This window comes from Arthrobacter sp. M4 (genome assembly GCF_020251205.1).
GTDB lineage: Bacteria > Actinomycetota > Actinomycetes > Actinomycetales > Micrococcaceae > Arthrobacter.
This window is the reverse complement of the sequence record NZ_JAIWYX010000005.1, coordinates 1-17724: the sequence shown is the minus strand read 5'-3', so window position 1 is coordinate 17724 and position 17724 is coordinate 1. Positions and strand designations below refer to the sequence as shown.

The following is a 17724-nucleotide window of genomic DNA, read 5'->3' as shown; positions in this document are numbered from 1 at the left end:
CCCGCGGGTCGGCCATCAGCCCGCCGAGTAAACTGACATGATGCGGCTGGTAGCGAGCGACATCGACGGCACGATCCTTGGACACGACGGCAAGATCAGTGAGCGGACCATCCGCGCCTTCGACGCCTGCCGTGCTGCCGGCGTCGAACTTGTCTTCGTCACGGGCCGCCCGCCGCGCTGGCTGTACCCGCTGGAGGAGCAGCTCGGCCATAGCGGAACGGTAATTTGTTCCAACGGCGCCGTGGTGTGGGACTTGGAGACCAACCGCCCACTTTCCGCACAGGGCATTAGCAAAGACGACGTCCTGGAAGCTCGCCGCATCATCAAGGAGCTCCGCCCGGACGCCCTCTTCGCTGCCGAAACCCTCAGTGGCTTCCACCTCGAGCCCGGCTTCATCGAAAACGAAACCAGCGAGTTGTTGCAGGAGTTTGTCCCTGCTCCGCTGGCCGAGACGCTTACAGAGGATGACGCCGTCGTGAAGTTCCTGGCCGTGACCCGGCGCGGCACGGCGGACGAATTCCTGGCCCAGGTGCGCCCCGCCGTCGCGCATCTTGTGGCAACCACGCATTCGGCGCCGCGCGACGCCCTGCTGGAGATGTCCGTCCCGGGCGTCAATAAGGCGGTCACGCTGGCCCGCTATGCCGCGTCGCTGGGCATCGACGCCAAGGACGTTGTGGCGTTTGGTGACATGCCCAACGACGTCGAGATGCTGCGCTGGGCTGGAGACGGTTACGCGATGGCCAGCGGCCATCCCGCAGCGATTCACGCGGCAGGCCAGCAGGCACCGCACTTCGACGACGACGGTGTGGCCCAGATCCTCGAGGCCAAATTGGCGGCCATGGGTGGAGCGGGGACTGAAGATCATTTGGCAGGCGCCAACTAACTGCGGTCCAACTGACACCAATCTCACAGCCGGCATCCAACCGGCGTTAATCTCTGCTCCCTAATCTGAAAGCGTCATAACCAGCACGTGACCATTAGGGGGAGCCATGGCCCGCAAAAGGTCAGCTTTGAACTCCGAGATCCCCACCCAGGAGCAACCCGCGCCGGAGGAATGGAAGAGCCTCCGCAAGGGCGACCGGGTTACCCTGCGCCTCAACCCGGGTTTTGAGACCGGCGGGCACGTGGACGCCGTCACCCACGACTACACAGTGGTTTGGGTGACGCTCGACGACGGTCGCGGCCGCCAGTTGGTTCACTCCAGCGACGGCGTGGAGATCGTTCTCCAGGAGGCCTAGGCGTCCGGCGAAGAACGCCGGGCGCGGAATCCGAAGGGATCCAGCAGATAACGCGGGCTGCGAAAAGGTCACGCCGCATTATCTGCTGGGCCAATGAGGGCAGGTGTCCCCTCAAAGATCCTCGGCGAAGGCAGGGGTCCGCGCTAGGCTTCCGCTGTGACGCAGCGCCATCCGTTTTTCGATCGCCCAGCTGGCTGGCCGATTGCCTTGGCCCACCGGGGTTTCTCATTGGACGGGCTGGAGAACTCGGCTGCAGCGTTTCGTGCCGCCGTCGAGCTTGGTTTTACCCATCTTGAGACGGATGTTCACACCACTGCGGACGGCGTCATCCTTGCGTTCCACGATGACACCCTTGACCGCCTCACCGATAGGACGGGCCGCATAGCCGAGCTGTCATCCGCCGAACTCGCCGAGGTGCGCATCCGGGGCAGGGCCCCGATTCCCCGGCTTGATGATCTGCTCGATGAATTTCCGAACGCACGCTTCAACATCGATGTGAAGACCGTCCAATCGATCCAGACACTGGCCGATGCGATCGAGCGGCACGGCGCCCACCATCGCGTTTTGGTGACGAGCTTCTCCGACCGCAGGCGGCGGGCGGTGCTCAGGCTCCTCAGCAGGCCCGTGGCTTCGTCGGCCGGGATCGTGATTACCGTGGTGTTCAAAGTCTTCGGAGCAATACTGCCTGGCACCTTGCTGCGGCGAATCCTGCACGACGTCCACGCCTTGCAGGTCCCGGAGCGATACGGGGTGGTGCGCGTGGTGACGCCGCGGTTCCTTCGCCGCGCCCACGGACTCGGCCTTGAGGTGCACGTCTGGACGGTCAACGATCCCGCGCGGATGATCCGGCTTTTGGATTTGGGAGTTGACGGCCTGGTTACCGATCGCGCCGACCTTCTGGCGTCGTTGCTCAGGGAGCGTGGGCAATGGCCTCCCCGTGACTGATTCGGGTGCCGGTGACAGTACGACGGCGGGACGCGCCGAACCCGTCATCTCACCGACCGCCTTACGTCATCTCACTGCACGCTGAGGGTCCTTGAACGATGGGCAAGCGCTTTCCATGGGAAGAAATGGCAGGATAGGAACCATGCGCATCCTCATCGCCCCGGACAAGTTCAAAGGTTCACTGACCGCCTCGGAGGCGGCATCTGCCATAGCGGAGGGAGCGCTCCGCGTGTACCCCGACGCGGTCGCCACCCAGTTCCCCGTGGCAGACGGTGGAGAAGGCACACTCGAAGCCGCCGTTGCTGCCGGCTACGAGGAGCGGATCAACGCTGTGACAGGTCCCATCGTGAAGCCGGTGGGTGCCGCCTGGGCCGTGCGCACAGAATCCGGTGCCACCACGGCAGTCATCGAAACCGCGCAGGCTTCGGGCCTTGCGCTTATGGAACCCACTCCGGAGAACTCCCTCCGCGCCCATAGCTATGGCTGCGGTCAGCTCATCTCCGCCGCGCTCGACGCCGGTGCCACCGAGATCGTGCTGGGCGTGGGCGGCTCGGCCATGACCGACGGCGGCAGCGGCGCCCTCCGCGCCCTCGGCCTTAAGCCCCTCGACGTAGCCGGCAACGTGGTTCCGCTCGGCGGTGGTTCGCTGGCCGACGTCGTGTCCGTGGACATTTCCGAGCTGGACCTGCGCCTTTCCGGCGTAAAGTTCCGCATCGCCGTCGACGTCCGCAACCCGCTCCACGGACCCGAAGGCGCCGCCTACGTTTTCGGTCCCCAGAAGGGCGCCGATGCGGATGCCGTCGAAAAGCTCGACGCCGGGCTGCGCAACTGGGCCACCATCCTGCAGTCCGCCACGGGCAGGGACGTCAATGTCCCGGGCGCCGGCGCGGCAGGTGGCTTCCCGGCGTCGTTCCTGGCGCTGACCAACGCCACGCTGGAAGGCGGCTTCGCGCTGGTTGCGGGACTCACCGGACTGGCGGAACAGTTGGAGCAGGCCGATTTGGTGATCACGGGCGAAGGGTCCATGGACTCACAGTCGCTCACCGGCAAGGCGCCGATCGCGTTGGCGGACTCCGCCCGCGAACGGGGCATCCCAGTGCTGGTGGTGGCGGGCCGCATCCTCGTGACGCCGGAGGACTTGGCGGGGCACGGCGTCGTTGGCGCCGCCCAACTGCTGGACGTCGCCCAGCGCAAGTCTGATGGTGCCCCGGACGTTGCCGACGCCGTCGCTAACGCCGCCAAATACCTGACGGTGGCTACCAGCCAGCTGCTCGAGGGCGCCTGAGTTCGCCGGAAACGTGCAGGCCGCGATGAACCTCTCGAGTTCGCCCGACGTTTCCGGCGAACTCGAGAGGTTCATGCTTCAGGGACAGGTTCCGGCTACCGGCGCTTCTTATGCGCGCGCTTTGCTGCCGCATTGATAGCAGCCTTCGCAGCCGGCGGCAGGCCGCTGGTTTCCGCTTCGGGCTCCGCCTCCGTACCGCGCCAGCGGGCCAGCCCCTTCATGCCGTGATAGATCACCAGGGCCGCGGCCGAGCCAAGGGCGATGCCGGTGAACTTCAGCTCTCCGATAGTCCAGGTGTAATCCGCGATGCCGATGATCAGTGCAACGGCGCCTGTGGTCAGGTTGACCGGATTGGAGAAGTTCACTTTGTTCTGCACCCAAATCTTCACACCCAGGATGCCGATCATTCCGTACAGCATGGTGGCCGCACCGCCCAGCACGCCTTGGGGAACTGTGGCAATCAATTCGCCGAACCTGGGGGAGAAGCTAAGCAGGATGGCGAAGAGGCCAGCCACCCAGTAGGCGGCCGTCGAGTACACCTTGGTGGCAGCCATTACGCCGATGTTCTCTGCGTAGGTGGTGGTTCCGGAACCCCCACCTAGTCCGGCCAGAACCGTGGCGGCACCGTCGGCCATCAGCGCGCGGCCGGAGACGCCGTCCAGGTTTTGGCCGGTCATCGCGGCCACCGACTTCACGTGGCCGATGTTCTCGGCAACGAGGACCAGCACAACAGGCACAAACAGGCCAATGACGCCCAAATGGAAGGAAGGCGTCTGGAACGTCGGAAGACCCACCCAAGCGGCAGCGTCCATCTTGGCGAAGTTCACTTCGCCGCGGCCCATGGCTACCAAATACCCGACGACGACACCCACCAGGATGCTCAACCGCCCCAGAATTCCGCGGAACAGGACACTCGTCAGGATGATCGTGCCGAGGGTCACGACGGCGGTGATCGGGGCGGCGTCGAAGTTGTTCTTCGCTGCGGGAGCCAGGTTGAGGCCGATCAGGGCAACAATGGCGCCTGTCACCGTGGGCGGCATCAGGCGGTTGATCCACTCGGCGCCAAAACGCTGAACGATGGCGCCGATCAACGCCAGCACAGCTCCGGCCAGCACCACTCCACCTAGGGCACCGGAGACACCGAACTGCTGCTGCGAAGCGATGATGGGCGCGATGAATGCGAAGCTCGACCCGAGGTAGCTGGGCACCTGGCCGCGCGTAATCACCAGGAACAGGAGTGTCCCGACGCCGGAGAAGAACAGTGTGGTTGCGGGAGGCATGCCCGTCAGGATGGGCACCAGAAAGGTGGCGCCGAACATCGCCACGACGTGCTGCATCCCGACGCCGATGGTCAGTGGCCACGCGAGCCGTTCGTTGGGCGCCACCACGTGGCCCGGCCGGATTGTGGTGCCGTTGCCGTGGAGCTTCCATTTGGTTCCGAGCATGCTCATGGCGCGCCTTCCGCTGGAAAAGTGAGTTGGGGTTCGCTGCAAAGGATACAGCCGTTGCCTGTGGTGCCCACCCGGTGCCTCACACGTTTTGCACGGGGGTGTGTCCAAGTTCACGTGGCGTCACGGGAAGAGGACACGGGCGCACTCAGTTGGAACCATGGAAAGCAGCAGCCACCCCAGCGAAAGGCAGATGCAATGACCATCGCCCACGAGGAAGCAGTTATCGACGCCGCAGCCGTCGACGCCATTTTCACGGAAGCCCGCACCGCCAACTCCTTTTCCGGTGAGGTTACCGAAGAGCAGGCCCAGGCCATCTATGAGCTGACCAAGTACGGCCCCACGGCTTTCAACTCCCAGCCTCTCCGCGTCACCTACGTCCGCTCGGCCGAAGCCCGCGCCAAGCTCGTCGACACCTTGTCCAAGGGCAACCAGGCAAAGACGGCATCCGCCCCGCTGGTTGCGATCCTCAGCTACGACACCGCTTGGCAGGAACAGTGGGACAAGTTCCTCCCGGTCTACACCGCGCCCAAGGGCATGTACGACGCAGACCCGGAGTTCGCCGCTACCACGGGCAACAACAACGCCCACCTGCAGGCTGGCTACTTCATCCTGGCCGTCCGCTCGCTCGGTTTCGCTGCAGGCCCGATGACCGGCGCTGACTTCTCCGCGATCGACGCCGAGTTCTTCCCGGAAGGCGACCAGAAGAGCTTCCTGGTAGTGAACATCGGCCATCCGGGTCCTGACGCCTGGGGAGACGCCAAGCCGAAGTTCGCCTACGAGGACGTTGTCCGCACCGTCTAAATACCCAACGCGAGTTGGCATTTAACGGCAGTGTTTTGACTCAAGACCGCCGTTAAATGCCAACTCGTGGAGGTTAAGGCTAGGAAATGACGCTGTCCACGAGGGCCTTCGCCTCGGCCTGGACCTTGGCCAGGTGGTCGGCGCCTTTGAAGGACTCAGCGTAGATCTTGTAGACGTCTTCGGTGCCGGACGGACGTGCGGCGAACCAGGCGTTCTCCGTCACCACCTTGAGGCCACCGATGGCAGCGCCGTTCCCAGGCGCGGAAGTGAGCTTGGCCGTGATGGGCTCGCCGGCAAGCTCCGTGGCGGTGACATCGTCGGCTGAGAGCTTGCCCAGCTTGGCCTTCTGTTCACGCGTGGCTGCCGCGTCGATGCGCGCGTAGACGGGGTCGCCGAACTGGTCGGTAAGGCCCTTGTACAGCTGGCTGGGGGACTTGCCCGTGACAGCGGTGATCTCGGAGGCCAGAAGGGCCAGCAGGATGCCGTCCTTGTCCGTGGTCCACACGCTGCCGTCCTGCTTATTGAAGGATGCTCCGGCAGATTCTTCGCCGCCGAAGGCGCCCTCGCCGGAAAGCAGGCCGGGAACGAACCACTTGAAGCCCACAGGCACTTCGACCAGCTTCCGACCGAGGCCAGCGGCCACGCGGTCAATGATCGACGACGACACCAGGGTCTTGCCGACAACGGAGTTGGGACTCCAGCCAGTGCGGTTCCGGTACAGGTAGTCGATGGCGACGGCCAGGTAGTGGTTTGGATTCATGAGCCCGCCGTCGGGTGTCACGATCCCGTGGCGGTCGGCGTCGGCGTCATTACCGGTGGCGACGTCGAAAGCCGCGCCGCCCTCCGACATCCGCTTGATCAGGGACGCCATGGCCGATGGCGAGGAGCAGTCCATGCGGATCTTCTCGTCCCAGTCCAGCGTCATAAAGGCCCACTGCGGGTCGACAGTGGGGTTGACGACGGTGAGGTTGAGCTGGTGGCGTTCGCCAATCTCGCCCCAGTAGTCAACGGACGCACCGCCCATCGGGTCGGCGCCGATGCGGACGCCTGCTTCACGAATGGCCTTGAGGTTCAGGACGGACGGCAGGTCGTCAACGTAGCTGCTCAGGAAGTCGAACTTGCCGGTGGTCTCGGCCTTGAGCGCCTCATTGAGTGTGACTCGCTTGACGCCGCGGAGGCCGTTCGCCAGGAGCTCGTTGGCGCGGTTGGCGATCCAGCTGGTGGCGTCCGTGTCGGCCGGGCCGCCGTGCGGGGGGTTGTACTTGAAACCGCCGTCGGCTGGCGGGTTGTGGCTTGGGGTCACCACAATGCCGTCGGCCTGGGGTTCGCCAGGACCAAGTGCATTGTTGTAGCTGAGGATGGCGTGGCTCAGGGCCGGGGTGGGGGTGTAGCCGTGGCGGGCGTCGATCAGCACCTTGACGCCATTGGCAGCCAGGACTTCAAGGGCCGAGTTTTGCGCTGGCTCGCTCAGTCCGTGCGTATCCTTCGCCAGGAACAGCGGACCTGTGATGCCCTGGCCGGCGCGGTATTCGACGATCGCCTGCGTGATCGCCAGGATGTGCTGTTCGTTGAACGCCGCTTTGAGGCTGGAACCGCGGTGTCCGGAGGTTCCGAACGCCACGCGCTGGCCGGGATCGCTTAAGTCCGGGACAACGTCGTAATACGCGTCCAGCAGTGCGGTGAGGTCAACAAGGTCCTGAGGTAGGGCAACAGTGCCCGCACGGTTAGCCATTGCTACAGCATGCCAGACTGGTTCGCGGCTGGGCAGGAAAACCCTGCAAAACACGTCCTGTGACGCATAATGTCGCCACTCCGATGGAAGTTTTCACCCGCAGTTCATGCGCGCGACCATTTACGTGGATCAAGGCTGTACGCAATGCCTGCCCTCCCATTTGATCCGGCGGTACTGTTTTCCATAGGAGACTTCGGAGGGGGAAATCATGACTGATCAGCCAGGCAAGGACAACGCGGAGCCGGCAAAGGGCGAGGAGATCCCGCCCAAGGATGAGGCAGCGCCCAAAGAAGAGGGCACTCACGGCGGCTTCCAGCCGGCGTCGTACGTTGCACCAGCGCCAGCGACTTCCGACGCCGGGACCTCGCCAACCGAAAAGCTGCCGTCCGAGAGTCCGACGCCGTACGGCGGCGCCGGGGGACAGGCGGGCTCCGGTGCCCCGACCACACCGCTGACTCCGCCGGCGGCGCCGTCCTCTTATGGCCAATCAGCCTACGGACAGTCCGGCTATGGGCAGTCCGGCTACGGCCAGTCGGGGTACGGGCAGTCGGGGTACGGCCAGACGCCGTTTGGCCAGCGCGACCAGTCGCAGTCGCAGTCCGCACCCGGCCAGCCCCAGCACGGACAGAACCAGCCCGGTTATGGCCAATCGCCGTACAGCCAACAGTCCTACGGGCAGTCTCCGTACGGACAGGGCCCGCAGGGGCAGGGCAGCTACGGGCAGCCGCCGCAGGGCCCTTCTCCCTATGGACAGGCGCCGAGTCCTTATGGCCAGCCTGCGTACTACGGGGTACCAAATGAACCCAAAGGCCTGAGCATCGCCTCTTTGGTGTGCGGCATCGCGTCCCTTTTCCTGGGCTTCTTCATGGTGCCGCAGCTTGCCGCGATCATCACCGGACACCTGGCGCTCAATCGTGAGCCTTCCGGCAAGGGCATGTCCATCACGGGCCTGGTCCTTGGCTACCTATGCCTCCTGGGCTATGGATTGTTCTGGGTCTTCGGCATAATCCTCGCCGCGCAGTACGGCAACTACTACCGCTACTAGGTCCCGCCGCTGGCAGGTGCGGCTACTAGCCAAGGCGGTTACGCAGAACCGCCCGACATTAGCTGGGCCGCCAATTGCAGCAGGAGCAGTTCCGAGCCGGGCTTGCCGATGAGTTGAACGCCCATCGGCAGCCCGCGGTCGGAGGTGCCGGCTGAGCCAGTCCAATACACCGGTACTGCAATTGCGGGCAGGCCGCAGACATTCACCATGGAAGACCACGGCGCGAATTCGCACTGGCGCCGGTAGTCGTCGTCGGGGTCTCCAGTCCAGTCGGCGGCCGGCCAGGCGCCGCCGCCCGTCGCCGTGCCGGTGAACCAGCCGATGGGCCGCGGCGTCTGCGCCAAAGCTGGCGTGAGGATGACGTCCCATTGGGCATACTGCGTGATCGTGTCCGCGGCGAAAGCGCGCAGGAACTCCACCGCCTCGTTGACTTTGGCGGCGCTCCGTTGTTGTGCTCGCCGGCGGAAAGTCCTGGTGAGCGGTGTCAGCAAGGCCTCACGCTGAGGGGAGATCCGCGCGCTCCCCACACCCGAGGTCCAAGCCGTGGTGAAGGCGGCTGCGTAGCGATTGTCGTACCGCACCGACGCTTCCACTACACGATGCCCCGAAGCGGCGAGCAACTCGGCTCCCACCCGGAGGGCTTCTAGTGCCTCGGGCTCAACGCTGAAGGGGAAAACGGACTGCCACGGGCTATCGAGGGTCATCCCGATGGTCAGTGACGGCGGCCCCTCCTCAATGCGTGCCAGATAGCCGCCCCCCGGCGCGAGCTCGGGTTCGGCCAACACATCCAACATCAGTGCCGCGTCCGCCGCCGTCCGGGCCAGCGGTCCAGCAACCACCAGCCGTGCCGGATCGCCCTGGCCCTCGCCGGAAGGCACCAAGCCCCTGCCGGGTTTCAGCCCGAGTATCCCGCAGGCCGCCGCGGGGATGCGAATGGACCCGCCGCCGTCGGATCCTGGAGCGAACGGCACCAGGCCTGCCGCGACAGCCGCGGCGCTGCCGCCGGATGATCCACCCGAACTCCGGCTTGGCGCGTGAGGATTCCGCGAAGGGGGCGCGATCCGGTTCTCGCTGTACGCGGTGAGTCCAAATTCCGGAACCTGCGTCTTGCCAAGTGAGACGGCGCCGGCGCGCCGGAATCGTGCCACCAGGTCGCTGTCGGCCGGTGCCGGCCGGTGTTCCAAAGCCGCGCTGCCATGTGTTGTGTGAATGCCCGCTACGTCGGTCAGATCCTTGAACGCCACCGGCACGCCGTGGAAGGGCGGCAGTTCACCGAGCCGCTCCGACGTCGGGAGCTTGGCAAACGCCCGATCAGCGGCTTTTGCGTCGGCGATGGCCTGCTCGGCGGTGACGGTGACAAAAGCAGCCAGCAAGCGGTTGGCCGATTCGATCCGGGCCAGGAAGTGCTGGGTCACCTCGAGGGCCGACACCTCACCTGCTGCCAGGGCAGCACGAAGGGCCACCGCGGAAAGTTCGTGGATCTCCACCTAATCAACCACCCTGGCGGAGAAACCTTGGCTCCAGGCGCTCTTCGACGGCGATAGCCCGGCCGGCCTCGACGGAGCGAGTTACTCGATACGCGCCCTTTCCGTCCACTTCCGTGACGGCCTCCGCAAGGCGCGTTCCGTGGTAGACCAAGCCGACGCCGTCGTCCGTGCAGTGCGCCTCGTCAAAGGTGCCGTCCGCTACCAGGCGATGTATCAGCGGCCGCCGCTTTTCCTCGGTGTCGTAGTGGACGCCGTTGGCGAAGGGCAGGAATGCGAGGCCGTTGCGGACAGGACGCAGCTCAGGTCCAAACGAATCAGTGGTTCCGCCCAAGAACCAGCAGATTGAACCCGCAGACACGCCGGCGAGCACCACACCGCGTTCCCACACGCGCCGCATGATGGCATCCAAGCCGTGCGCGCGCCATACAGCCAAGAGGTTCACCACGGAGCCGCCGTTAACCCACACCACGTCCTGTTCCAGCAGGTGCGCCTCCGGGTCGTCCACGTTGGGGATCGTAAAGAGGTTGAGGTGGCTGAAGTCGAAGCCCGCTACGCGTGCGGCCTGATCCATCTCGGCAGCGAACCAGCGCTGGTCGCCGGAGGCGGTGCCCAGATGCGTCACCCGCGGCGCCCTGCCCGTTACCCCGGAAAGTTCGACGGCGTAATGCAGCAAGGCGTCGAACTCCAGCTTGGATCGGTGCCCGCTTTTATAGCCGCCCGAAGTGGCCAGGATGGTGGGCTGCTCTGCCGGCATCTGCAACTCCTCCATACGGGGCCGATTAGGCTAGGTATGGAGACTAGGCTATACCGGGGCCGCACAGCATGCAGGCCCAATCGAGGGAGGACGTGCCATGAGCGACTTCGAGACTGTTCCCGCGGGCGACGTACCGGAGGATGCCCGAATTCTGGACGTTCGGGAGGATTACGAGTGGGCAGCCGGCCACGTCGACGGCGCGGTGCACATTCCGTTGAACCAATTGCCTGAGCGCCTTGGGGAACTTGACCCCGACGAGGACCTCTACGTCATCTGCCGCACGGGTGGGCGTTCGTTCCGCGCCGCCCAATGGCTGGTGGGGCAGGGCTACTCGGCCTTGAATGTTGCTGGCGGCATGGATATGTGGTTCGAGGCTGGGAGGCCCATGGTGTCCGACAACGGCTTGAAACCAGTGGTCCTGTAAGTCCCCCGGATCCATCCAGAGAGCAACAACAGAGGAACCAGCATGTCTTCGTCCGCCGTCACCTACACCTTCCTGGGTCCTGAAGGTACATTCACCGAGGCCGCGCTGATGCAGGTGCCGGACGCGGCGGAAGCTACCAGAATCCCAAGTTCAAACGTCAATTCGGCACTGGAGAGAGTGCGCAATGGCCAGGCGGATGCGGCCATGGTGCCCATTGAGAACTCCGTCGAAGGTGGCGTGACGGCGACGTTGGATGCGATCGCCTCAGGGTCGGAGCTGCGGATCATCCGCGAGGCGCTTGTACCGATTAGCTTCGTCCTTGTCGCCAGGCCTGGGGTGGCACTGTCCGATGTCCGTCGGGTTTCCACGCACGGCCACGCCTGGGCGCAGTGCCGCCTTTGGGTGGAAGATAATATTCCTAATGCGGAATACATTCCTGGATCTTCCACGGCTGCGGCGGCGTTGGGCCTGCTTGAAGATGGTGCGCATTATGAGGCGGCTATTTGTGCGCCCCTCGTAGCCAAGGAACAACCGGGCCTCAATGTGTTGGCCGAGAACATCGGTGACAACCCCGGCGCGGTGACCCGTTTTGTCCTGGTCAGCAAGCCGGGCAAACTGCCTGAACGGACCGGTGCGGACAAGACCACCGTTGTGGTTCCGCTGCCTGAGGACCGCCCCGGCGCACTGATGGAAATCTTGGACCAGTTCGCAACTCGCGGAGTTAACCTCAGTCGTATTGAGTCACGGCCCACGGGCCAATACCTCGGCCACTACTTCTTTAGCATCGATGCTGACGGCCACGCAGAGGATGCCCGAGTTGCGGATGCCCTGGCCGGACTTCACCGGATCAGCCCCGCCACGCGCTTCCTCGGTTCGTATGCCCGGGCTGATGAGCAAACCCCTGTGGTGCCCCCTCACACCTCCGATTCCGCCTTCGCCTCCGCGCATGCATGGGTGGACAGCATCCTGCGCGGCGGCCCGGCAACTGCCCCCAAATCCCCTGCGTAGCTTGGAGTTTATGCACAGATAATGCCGTTTTGACCGGCCATAATGGCACGATCTGGACACAAACTCTATTCGCCCAAGGCGTAGATAATTGAGGCTTCAACCCCTTTCACAACGATTCAACTGTGCGTATGCTTGCTTGATCCACAAAGGGTGGATGCTCACCCCAAGGGAGGGAGCAGGCCATGTCGGGCAGCAGCAGAGACAATGACGGCCAGGGGATGATCGTCAACCCCAAGCCGACCTCGGAAAACCTGGACTGGGACGGGGATGACGCGGATCGCGCCGACCGCCTCCGGTTTGAAGAGGAACAGGCCATGATCCGCGAGCAATCGGAAGCGCGTGCGGCTAAGGCCGCAGCCGAAGCGGCCAAGAAGGCGGCCCACTAGGGCTGGCCACTCGACCGGCTGACGAGGTTCCCGGTTGACTAGGTTCCCGCGGCGCCCGATGGATTATCGCCAGGGAGCGCATCCCCGCGGACCCGAACCAACAGCGACTTGGGCTGCACCTGAACCGTCACCGTCGTCGCTTCACCGGCGGGATCGCCGTCCACCTGTGTGGCCATCGGCTCGTTGCTCTTGATGACCACCTTGCCGGAACGGTAGAAGTTCATAACCGGCAAGCTCCGTTTGTGCTTGAAAATGACCTTGGCGTACATCGCCACCCAGCCAATCGCGCTTCGGGGACTCATCACCACAACATCCAGCACGCCGTCGTCGATCATGGCCTCAGGAATGAAATCCAGGCCACCCGGAATCAAGCCGCAGTTGGCGAAGAGCACGGTGCGGATCTTGCGGACCTGTTCAGGCTCGTCGTTGAGGGATATGCTCACCTTTTTGCGTCGTCCGGGAAGGTGCCGCACGCCGGCCTCCGTGTAGGCGAGCCAGCCAACTGTCCGCTTGAGATCGTCGTTGGTGTCGCTCACCACTTCGGCGTCCATGCCCATTCCAGCGATCACCAGGAAGGTGTGCTCCGCGGATTCGCCAGTGAGGCTGTTGGATACTTTCATCCGCGCTGTATCGATGTAGCGTTGGTGCCCAAAGAGCGCCGTATGGACGCATTCGGCCAGCCCATTGACGTCCAGGTCAATGTTGCGTGCCAGCAGGTTGCCGGTCCCCAGCGGCACCAGGCCGAGGGCGACGTCGGTGCGGACCAATGTTCCTGCGACCGCCCTCACGGTCCCGTCCCCGCCACAGACCAGGACCAGGTCTGCCCCATAGTCCAAGGCGGCTTTGCTTTGCCCGTGTCCGGGGTCTTCTGCGGTGGTCTCGAAGAACTTGGGAGCTTCCCAACCGGCCTGAACGCAGGCCCTGGTAATTTCCTGTCGGGCTTCGTCGGCCCTGTTCTTCACCGGATTAAGGATCACGGCCACCTTCTGCGAACCGGACTCCGGCTTATGCGCAGGCTCCTGAACGGCACTGCGCGTGTGGCGGGCCTTGAGTTTGCGCACGCCCCACCAGCTGGAGACGGCGAAGACCAAACCCCCAGCGAGGACAGCGTAGAGGACCCAGTCGCTCATGGTAATCCCACACTATCCCGCCCGGAGCGGCGAGTGGAGAAGCTGTCAGGTCACGGGTGTCGCCCCAAGGATTCGATACTCTTGTTTGGTGATTGACGTTAAAGACCTCAGCGAAAACCCGGAGAAGTTCCGTGCCAGCCAGCGTGCCCGTGGCGCCGACGAGTCCGTGGTGGACGCCGTCATCGCAGCCGATGCCTCCCGCCGAGCGGCGCTGATCCGTTACGAGAACCTGCGTGCCGAGCAAAACGCTTTCGGCAAGAAGGTGGCGCAGGCCAAGGGTGAGGAGAAGCAGGCGCTGCTGGCCGAGGTCAAGGACCTGGCTAACGCGGTCAAAGCCGCTTCCGCTGAGGCCGATGCCGCGCAGGCCAAGCAGGACGAGCTGCTTCGCGTGATCCCCAACCTCATTGTTGACGGCGTTCCTGCCGGTGGCGAGGACGACTATGTTGTGGTCAAGACTGTTGGCACGCCACGCGAATTTACGGATTTCGAGCCGCGCGACCACCTTGAGATTGCCGAACTGATCGGCGCCATTGACATGGAACGCGGCGCCAAGGTTTCCGGTGCACGCTTCTACTTCCTGAGGGGTGTAGGCGCCCGCCTTGAAATGGCGCTCCTCCAGATGGCGATGGACCAGGCGATCGAGGCCGGCTTCATCCCGATGATCACGCCCACCTTGGTGCGTCCGGAGACCATGCAGGGCACCGGTTTCGACGTGAAGCACGACGCCGAGATCTACCGTCTCGCTGAAGACGACCTTTACCTTGTGGGCACCTCGGAGGTGTCCCTTGCGGGTTACCACGCTGAGGAGATCCTTGACCTTTCCGGCGGCCCCATCCGCTATGCAGGCCAGAGCTCCTGCTACCGCCGCGAGGCCGGTTCACACGGTAAGGACACCCGCGGCATCATTCGCGTGCACCAGTTCAACAAGGTGGAGATGTTCATCTACACCACGGTTGAGGAAGCCGAGGCGGAGCACCAGCGCCTCCTCGCGTGGGAAGAGGAAATGCTCGGCAAATGCGAGCTGCCCTACCGCATCATCGACACAGCCGCCGGCGACTTGGGCATGTCCGCGGCGCGCAAGTTCGACTGCGAGGCATGGGTTCCCACACAGGGCAGGTACCGCGAACTGACGTCCACATCCAACTGCACCACGTTCCAGGCCCGCCGCCTCAACATCCGCGAACGGGTGATCACGGAGGACGGCACACCCAAGGGAACGCGCGCCGTCGCCACGCTCAACGGGACCCTGGCCACCACGCGCTGGATCGTTGCCCTCCTGGAGCACCACCAGAACGCCGACGGTTCCGTCAACGTCCCGCCCGCGCTGCAGAAGTACCTGGGCGGGCTGGAAGTCCTGCCGGTCCTGTAGCTTGATCACCGGCGTCGTAATGTCCGACGGCGGCGCGCAGCCGCCGTCGGAGTTGACGCTGGGGGCGGGCCCCAAGTTAATACTCACACCGTGGACAAGCTGTGAGTTGTAACCGGATGTTCACACGATGCTGTGGCGTTCGTCCTAGTTGCAGTTACAGCCCTCTGCTTCACTTGGAGCATGACACTATTGACTGAAACATCAGTACCCGGCATCGATGACCGGTGGAACCGCAATCACAAGTACATGGTTGCCCTGGACGTGGACGGCACGCTGCTGGACCACGACGGGCACATGACCCCTTCTGTCCGGCAGGCCGCACGGGAAGTTGTAGCCCGTGGACACGATGTCCTCATTGCCACCGGCAGGTCCATGAATGCGGCGCTGCCCGTCATTGAGCAGATCGGGCTGGACCGTGGCTACGCCGTGTGCTGCAACGGCGGTGTGACGCTGCGGCTGGATCCTTCCCTTGAAGACGGCTACGAGGTCATCCACAAGGCCACCTTCGATCCCGGCCCGGCCCTTCGAGCACTCCGCAAGCGCCTGCCCGCAGCGAAATACGCGCTGGAAGACGAGGATGGGAACTTCCTGTCCACGGAACGTTTTCAGGACGCCACCTTCGGCGTGGAAGCGATCGGTGTGGACTTCCAAACGTTGCTGCAATCCACTGCCGTCCGCGTTGTGGTGTTCAGCACGGAGAACACGCCTGAAGAGTTTTCCACAGCCATCCGCAGCATTGGCCTGTCCGGAGTTACGTACTCTGTTGGCTGGTCGGCTTGGTTGGATATCGCAGCCGCCGGCGTCACCAAAGCCAGTGCCCTTGAGCAGCTGCGGGGCCGGATCGGCACACATCCGAGTCGCACGGTGGCCGTCGGTGACGGCCGCAACGACATCGAAATGCTGGAGTGGGCCGCCCGAGGTGTGGCCATGGGGCAGGCACCGGCGGAGGTGCTCGCCGTAGCGGATGAGGTCACGGCGTCCGTGTACGACGACGGCGCGGCCCTGGTACTTCGCAGCCTCCTGTGAGTCTGCACCACCTCCCGGGCTGCTTGTAGTAGCCCAGGAATTTTTGCGACTCTGCCACCTGCTATGTTTGCTCTTTGCTTCCTCCGGGGCCTTCCGCTGGGCGGCCTTCCGCTGGGCGGCCCTCCGCTGGAGGGCGCTCCGCTGGGCGGTGTTCTTCGCGAATCAGGAAATCGTCAAAGCAGAGTGAAACGTCTGCCGGGGCATCCAAAATAGCTTCCCGGACCGCTTTGTATACGCCTTGCAGGTACTGGTCGTCTAACGAATGTCCGGCGCCCCCGCCGCCGGCTCCTTCAAAGTCCCAATGTTCCTGGAAATACAGTTCGTCTTCTAGGTTGGGGCCATGCGTTGAGCTGAGTCGCTCGCTCATGGCATACCTCTTCTTCATTACTCTTCCAAATGTCGGCTTTTGTGTTTGATCCAAATCTCTTACTGGGGGGAAGTGACGGTTCGCTGTTCCTTTCTTTGGGCGTACTAAATGTCGTCCGTGCCGCGAAGCATAGGATCATCCGTGCCGAGCGTCTCATCGGTGACGGTCCCGCGCTCCACTGATCCGCGCCATGCCCCTGTTTCCCGGCCGCGGTCTTCGATGAATTCCTTGAACTTGTCTAGGTCTGCGGCAACTTGCATTTCGTCTGCGGATAGGGCCGCGCCAGCCTTTTCGGCGAACGTGTCCGGGTGCCATTCCAGCTTGACGCTGACACCTGTCCGCCCCGCTCCCAAGTTTTCAAAGGTGACGGTTCCGGCGTTGCGGGGCTCGTCCGTGCTCACCCAACTGATCACCCTGTCAGGAACCTGCTCGACGATCCGCGCGTCGTACTCGCGCTTGACGCCTCCCACCTTGGTGGTGAAGTGGAGGGTGGTGTCGTCAAGTTGCCGAACGTCTTCAACGCCATTCATGAACTCCGGGAAAGACTCGAACTGCGTCCATTGGTTGTAAGCGACCGATATAGGAACGTTGACCTCAACGGACTTGGTCACGGTTTGCATGATGACTCCATTTCATTTGGGAATGGCGACGGGTTGTGGCGAGGCAAAAATGTGCCCCAGTGAGAGATGCTTTGCTTGTCAGCGCCTGCGGGATGCAGCGCACAAAGGGGATAGGGTCCGACGACGGGCTGAAGCTTGGGGCCTCCGGCACCGCTTGGGCGCGACGAAAACCGCGCAAGGGGCGTAAGCGATCCAGTCGGGGAAGAAATGACTGATGCCCCACGGCTTTCAGCCGACAGGCGGTGGGCGTTTACCCCGACTGCCTACGCGCGGGACGCTCGCCGGGAGGGAACTTGCCCGGAGGAGCTGCGGAAATATTCTTTTGCAAGCCGTCAGATTCAGGATTGCTGTGGAAAGTTGCTAACAATTGCGCCACCATAGGGGGCACCTTTGGAGCCAGCAGCTGGAAATGCGCGGAGGCGGTCAGCATTGACGATCTCCTGATGGGGGAGCGGGGCACCCATGGCTTGAGTGAACGAATGCTCCACTTTCAGGCTATGCCCGTCCAAGGGGCACGGGCAACCCCTCGCATTGACTCATAGAAAACCTCCGCGCAGCCCGATACGTTGCCTCATTTGAAAACCTCCGCGTAGCGGCGTGGTTGAGGGTGTTGGCGGCGGGTGCGGGTTATGCCCGTTTTCTATGGAGCTGACGAT

The 17724-nt window shown here is 63.7% G+C and carries 17 protein-coding genes; 11 read left to right on the top strand and 6 right to left on the bottom strand.

Going from position 1 to position 17724, the window contains the following annotated elements; translation table 11 throughout:
• Window positions 1-40 precede the first annotated feature (40 nt).
• From LD110_RS10140 to LD110_RS10125, 4 genes are all read left to right on the top strand, one after another.
• Window positions 41-883: an HAD family hydrolase gene (locus LD110_RS10140; protein WP_225498693.1), complete on the top strand. Its 843-nt coding sequence runs from the start codon at window positions 41-43 to the stop codon at window positions 881-883.
• A 106-nt stretch (window positions 884-989) separates the two neighbouring features.
• Window positions 990-1238, top strand: coding sequence for a hypothetical protein (locus LD110_RS10135; protein ID WP_225498692.1), 249 nt, complete (start codon window positions 990-992; stop codon window positions 1236-1238).
• Window positions 1239-1394: 156 nt separating this feature from the next.
• Entirely contained in the window at window positions 1395-2183 is a 789-nt protein-coding gene (locus tag LD110_RS10130) for a glycerophosphodiester phosphodiesterase (protein WP_225498691.1), read from the top strand.
• 142 nt (window positions 2184-2325) lie between these two features.
• Window positions 2326-3468: a glycerate kinase gene (locus LD110_RS10125; RefSeq protein ID WP_225498690.1), complete on the top strand. Its 1143-nt coding sequence runs from the start codon at window positions 2326-2328 to the stop codon at window positions 3466-3468.
• Between the two features lie 95 nt (window positions 3469-3563).
• Here the strand turns inward: LD110_RS10125 and LD110_RS10120 are convergent, their stop codons facing one another.
• A complete protein-coding gene (locus tag LD110_RS10120; protein WP_225498689.1) occupies window positions 3564-4919 on the bottom strand; it encodes a uracil-xanthine permease family protein in 1356 nt (451 codons plus the stop codon).
• A gap of 195 nt (window positions 4920-5114) precedes the next feature.
• On the opposite strand from LD110_RS10120, the gene LD110_RS10115 reads away from it, so the two are divergent.
• Entirely contained in the window at window positions 5115-5720 is a 606-nt protein-coding gene (locus tag LD110_RS10115) for a malonic semialdehyde reductase (protein ID WP_225498688.1), read from the top strand.
• Window positions 5721-5799: 79 nt separating this feature from the next.
• On the opposite strand, the gene pgm is transcribed toward LD110_RS10115, so the two are convergent.
• Window positions 5800-7452, bottom strand: coding sequence for a phosphoglucomutase (alpha-D-glucose-1,6-bisphosphate-dependent) (pgm, locus tag LD110_RS10110; protein WP_225498687.1), 1653 nt, complete (start codon window positions 7450-7452; stop codon window positions 5800-5802).
• A 208-nt stretch (window positions 7453-7660) separates the two neighbouring features.
• Here pgm and LD110_RS10105 point away from each other — a divergent pair, with 208 nt between their 5' ends.
• Entirely contained in the window at window positions 7661-8497 is an 837-nt protein-coding gene (locus LD110_RS10105) for a DUF4190 domain-containing protein (protein WP_308012425.1), read from the top strand.
• 38 nt (window positions 8498-8535) lie between these two features.
• Here the strand turns inward: LD110_RS10105 and LD110_RS10100 are convergent, their stop codons facing one another.
• Window positions 8536-9984, bottom strand: a complete 1449-nt coding sequence (locus tag LD110_RS10100) for an amidase (RefSeq protein ID WP_225498686.1) — start codon at window positions 9982-9984, stop codon at window positions 8536-8538.
• Between the two features lie 4 nt (window positions 9985-9988).
• Window positions 9989-10738 (bottom strand): peptidase E, encoded by a 750-nt coding sequence (locus LD110_RS10095; RefSeq protein WP_225498685.1) that lies wholly within the window; start codon window positions 10736-10738, stop codon window positions 9989-9991.
• Between the two features lie 97 nt (window positions 10739-10835).
• Between LD110_RS10095 and LD110_RS10090 the strand changes: the two genes are divergently transcribed.
• The 3 genes from LD110_RS10090 (at window position 10836) to LD110_RS10080 (ending at window position 12556) form a co-directional block, all read left to right on the top strand.
• The gene (locus tag LD110_RS10090) at window positions 10836-11162 is read left to right on the top strand and encodes a rhodanese-like domain-containing protein (protein ID WP_225498684.1); all 327 of its coding nucleotides are present in this window, start codon (window positions 10836-10838) and stop codon (window positions 11160-11162) included.
• 42 nt (window positions 11163-11204) lie between these two features.
• Window positions 11205-12170: a prephenate dehydratase gene (gene pheA, locus LD110_RS10085; protein ID WP_225498683.1), complete on the top strand. Its 966-nt coding sequence runs from the start codon at window positions 11205-11207 to the stop codon at window positions 12168-12170.
• Between the two features lie 182 nt (window positions 12171-12352).
• Window positions 12353-12556 (top strand): hypothetical protein, encoded by a 204-nt coding sequence (locus LD110_RS10080; RefSeq protein ID WP_225498682.1) that lies wholly within the window; start codon window positions 12353-12355, stop codon window positions 12554-12556.
• A gap of 38 nt (window positions 12557-12594) precedes the next feature.
• Here the strand turns inward: LD110_RS10080 and LD110_RS10075 are convergent, their stop codons facing one another.
• Window positions 12595-13686, bottom strand: a complete 1092-nt coding sequence (locus tag LD110_RS10075) for a diacylglycerol kinase family protein (protein ID WP_225498681.1) — start codon at window positions 13684-13686, stop codon at window positions 12595-12597.
• 88 nt (window positions 13687-13774) lie between these two features.
• On the opposite strand from LD110_RS10075, the gene serS reads away from it, so the two are divergent.
• On the top strand, window positions 13775-15055 hold the full coding sequence (gene serS / locus LD110_RS10070; protein WP_225498680.1) for a serine--tRNA ligase: 1281 nt from the start codon (window positions 13775-13777) through the stop codon (window positions 15053-15055).
• Window positions 15056-15235: 180 nt separating this feature from the next.
• On the top strand, window positions 15236-16081 hold the full coding sequence (locus LD110_RS10065; RefSeq protein WP_225498679.1) for an HAD family hydrolase: 846 nt from the start codon (window positions 15236-15238) through the stop codon (window positions 16079-16081).
• 471 nt (window positions 16082-16552) lie between these two features.
• On the opposite strand, the gene LD110_RS10060 is transcribed toward LD110_RS10065, so the two are convergent.
• A complete protein-coding gene (locus LD110_RS10060; RefSeq protein WP_225498678.1) occupies window positions 16553-17068 on the bottom strand; it encodes an SRPBCC family protein in 516 nt (171 codons plus the stop codon).
• Window positions 17069-17724 lie beyond the last annotated feature (656 nt).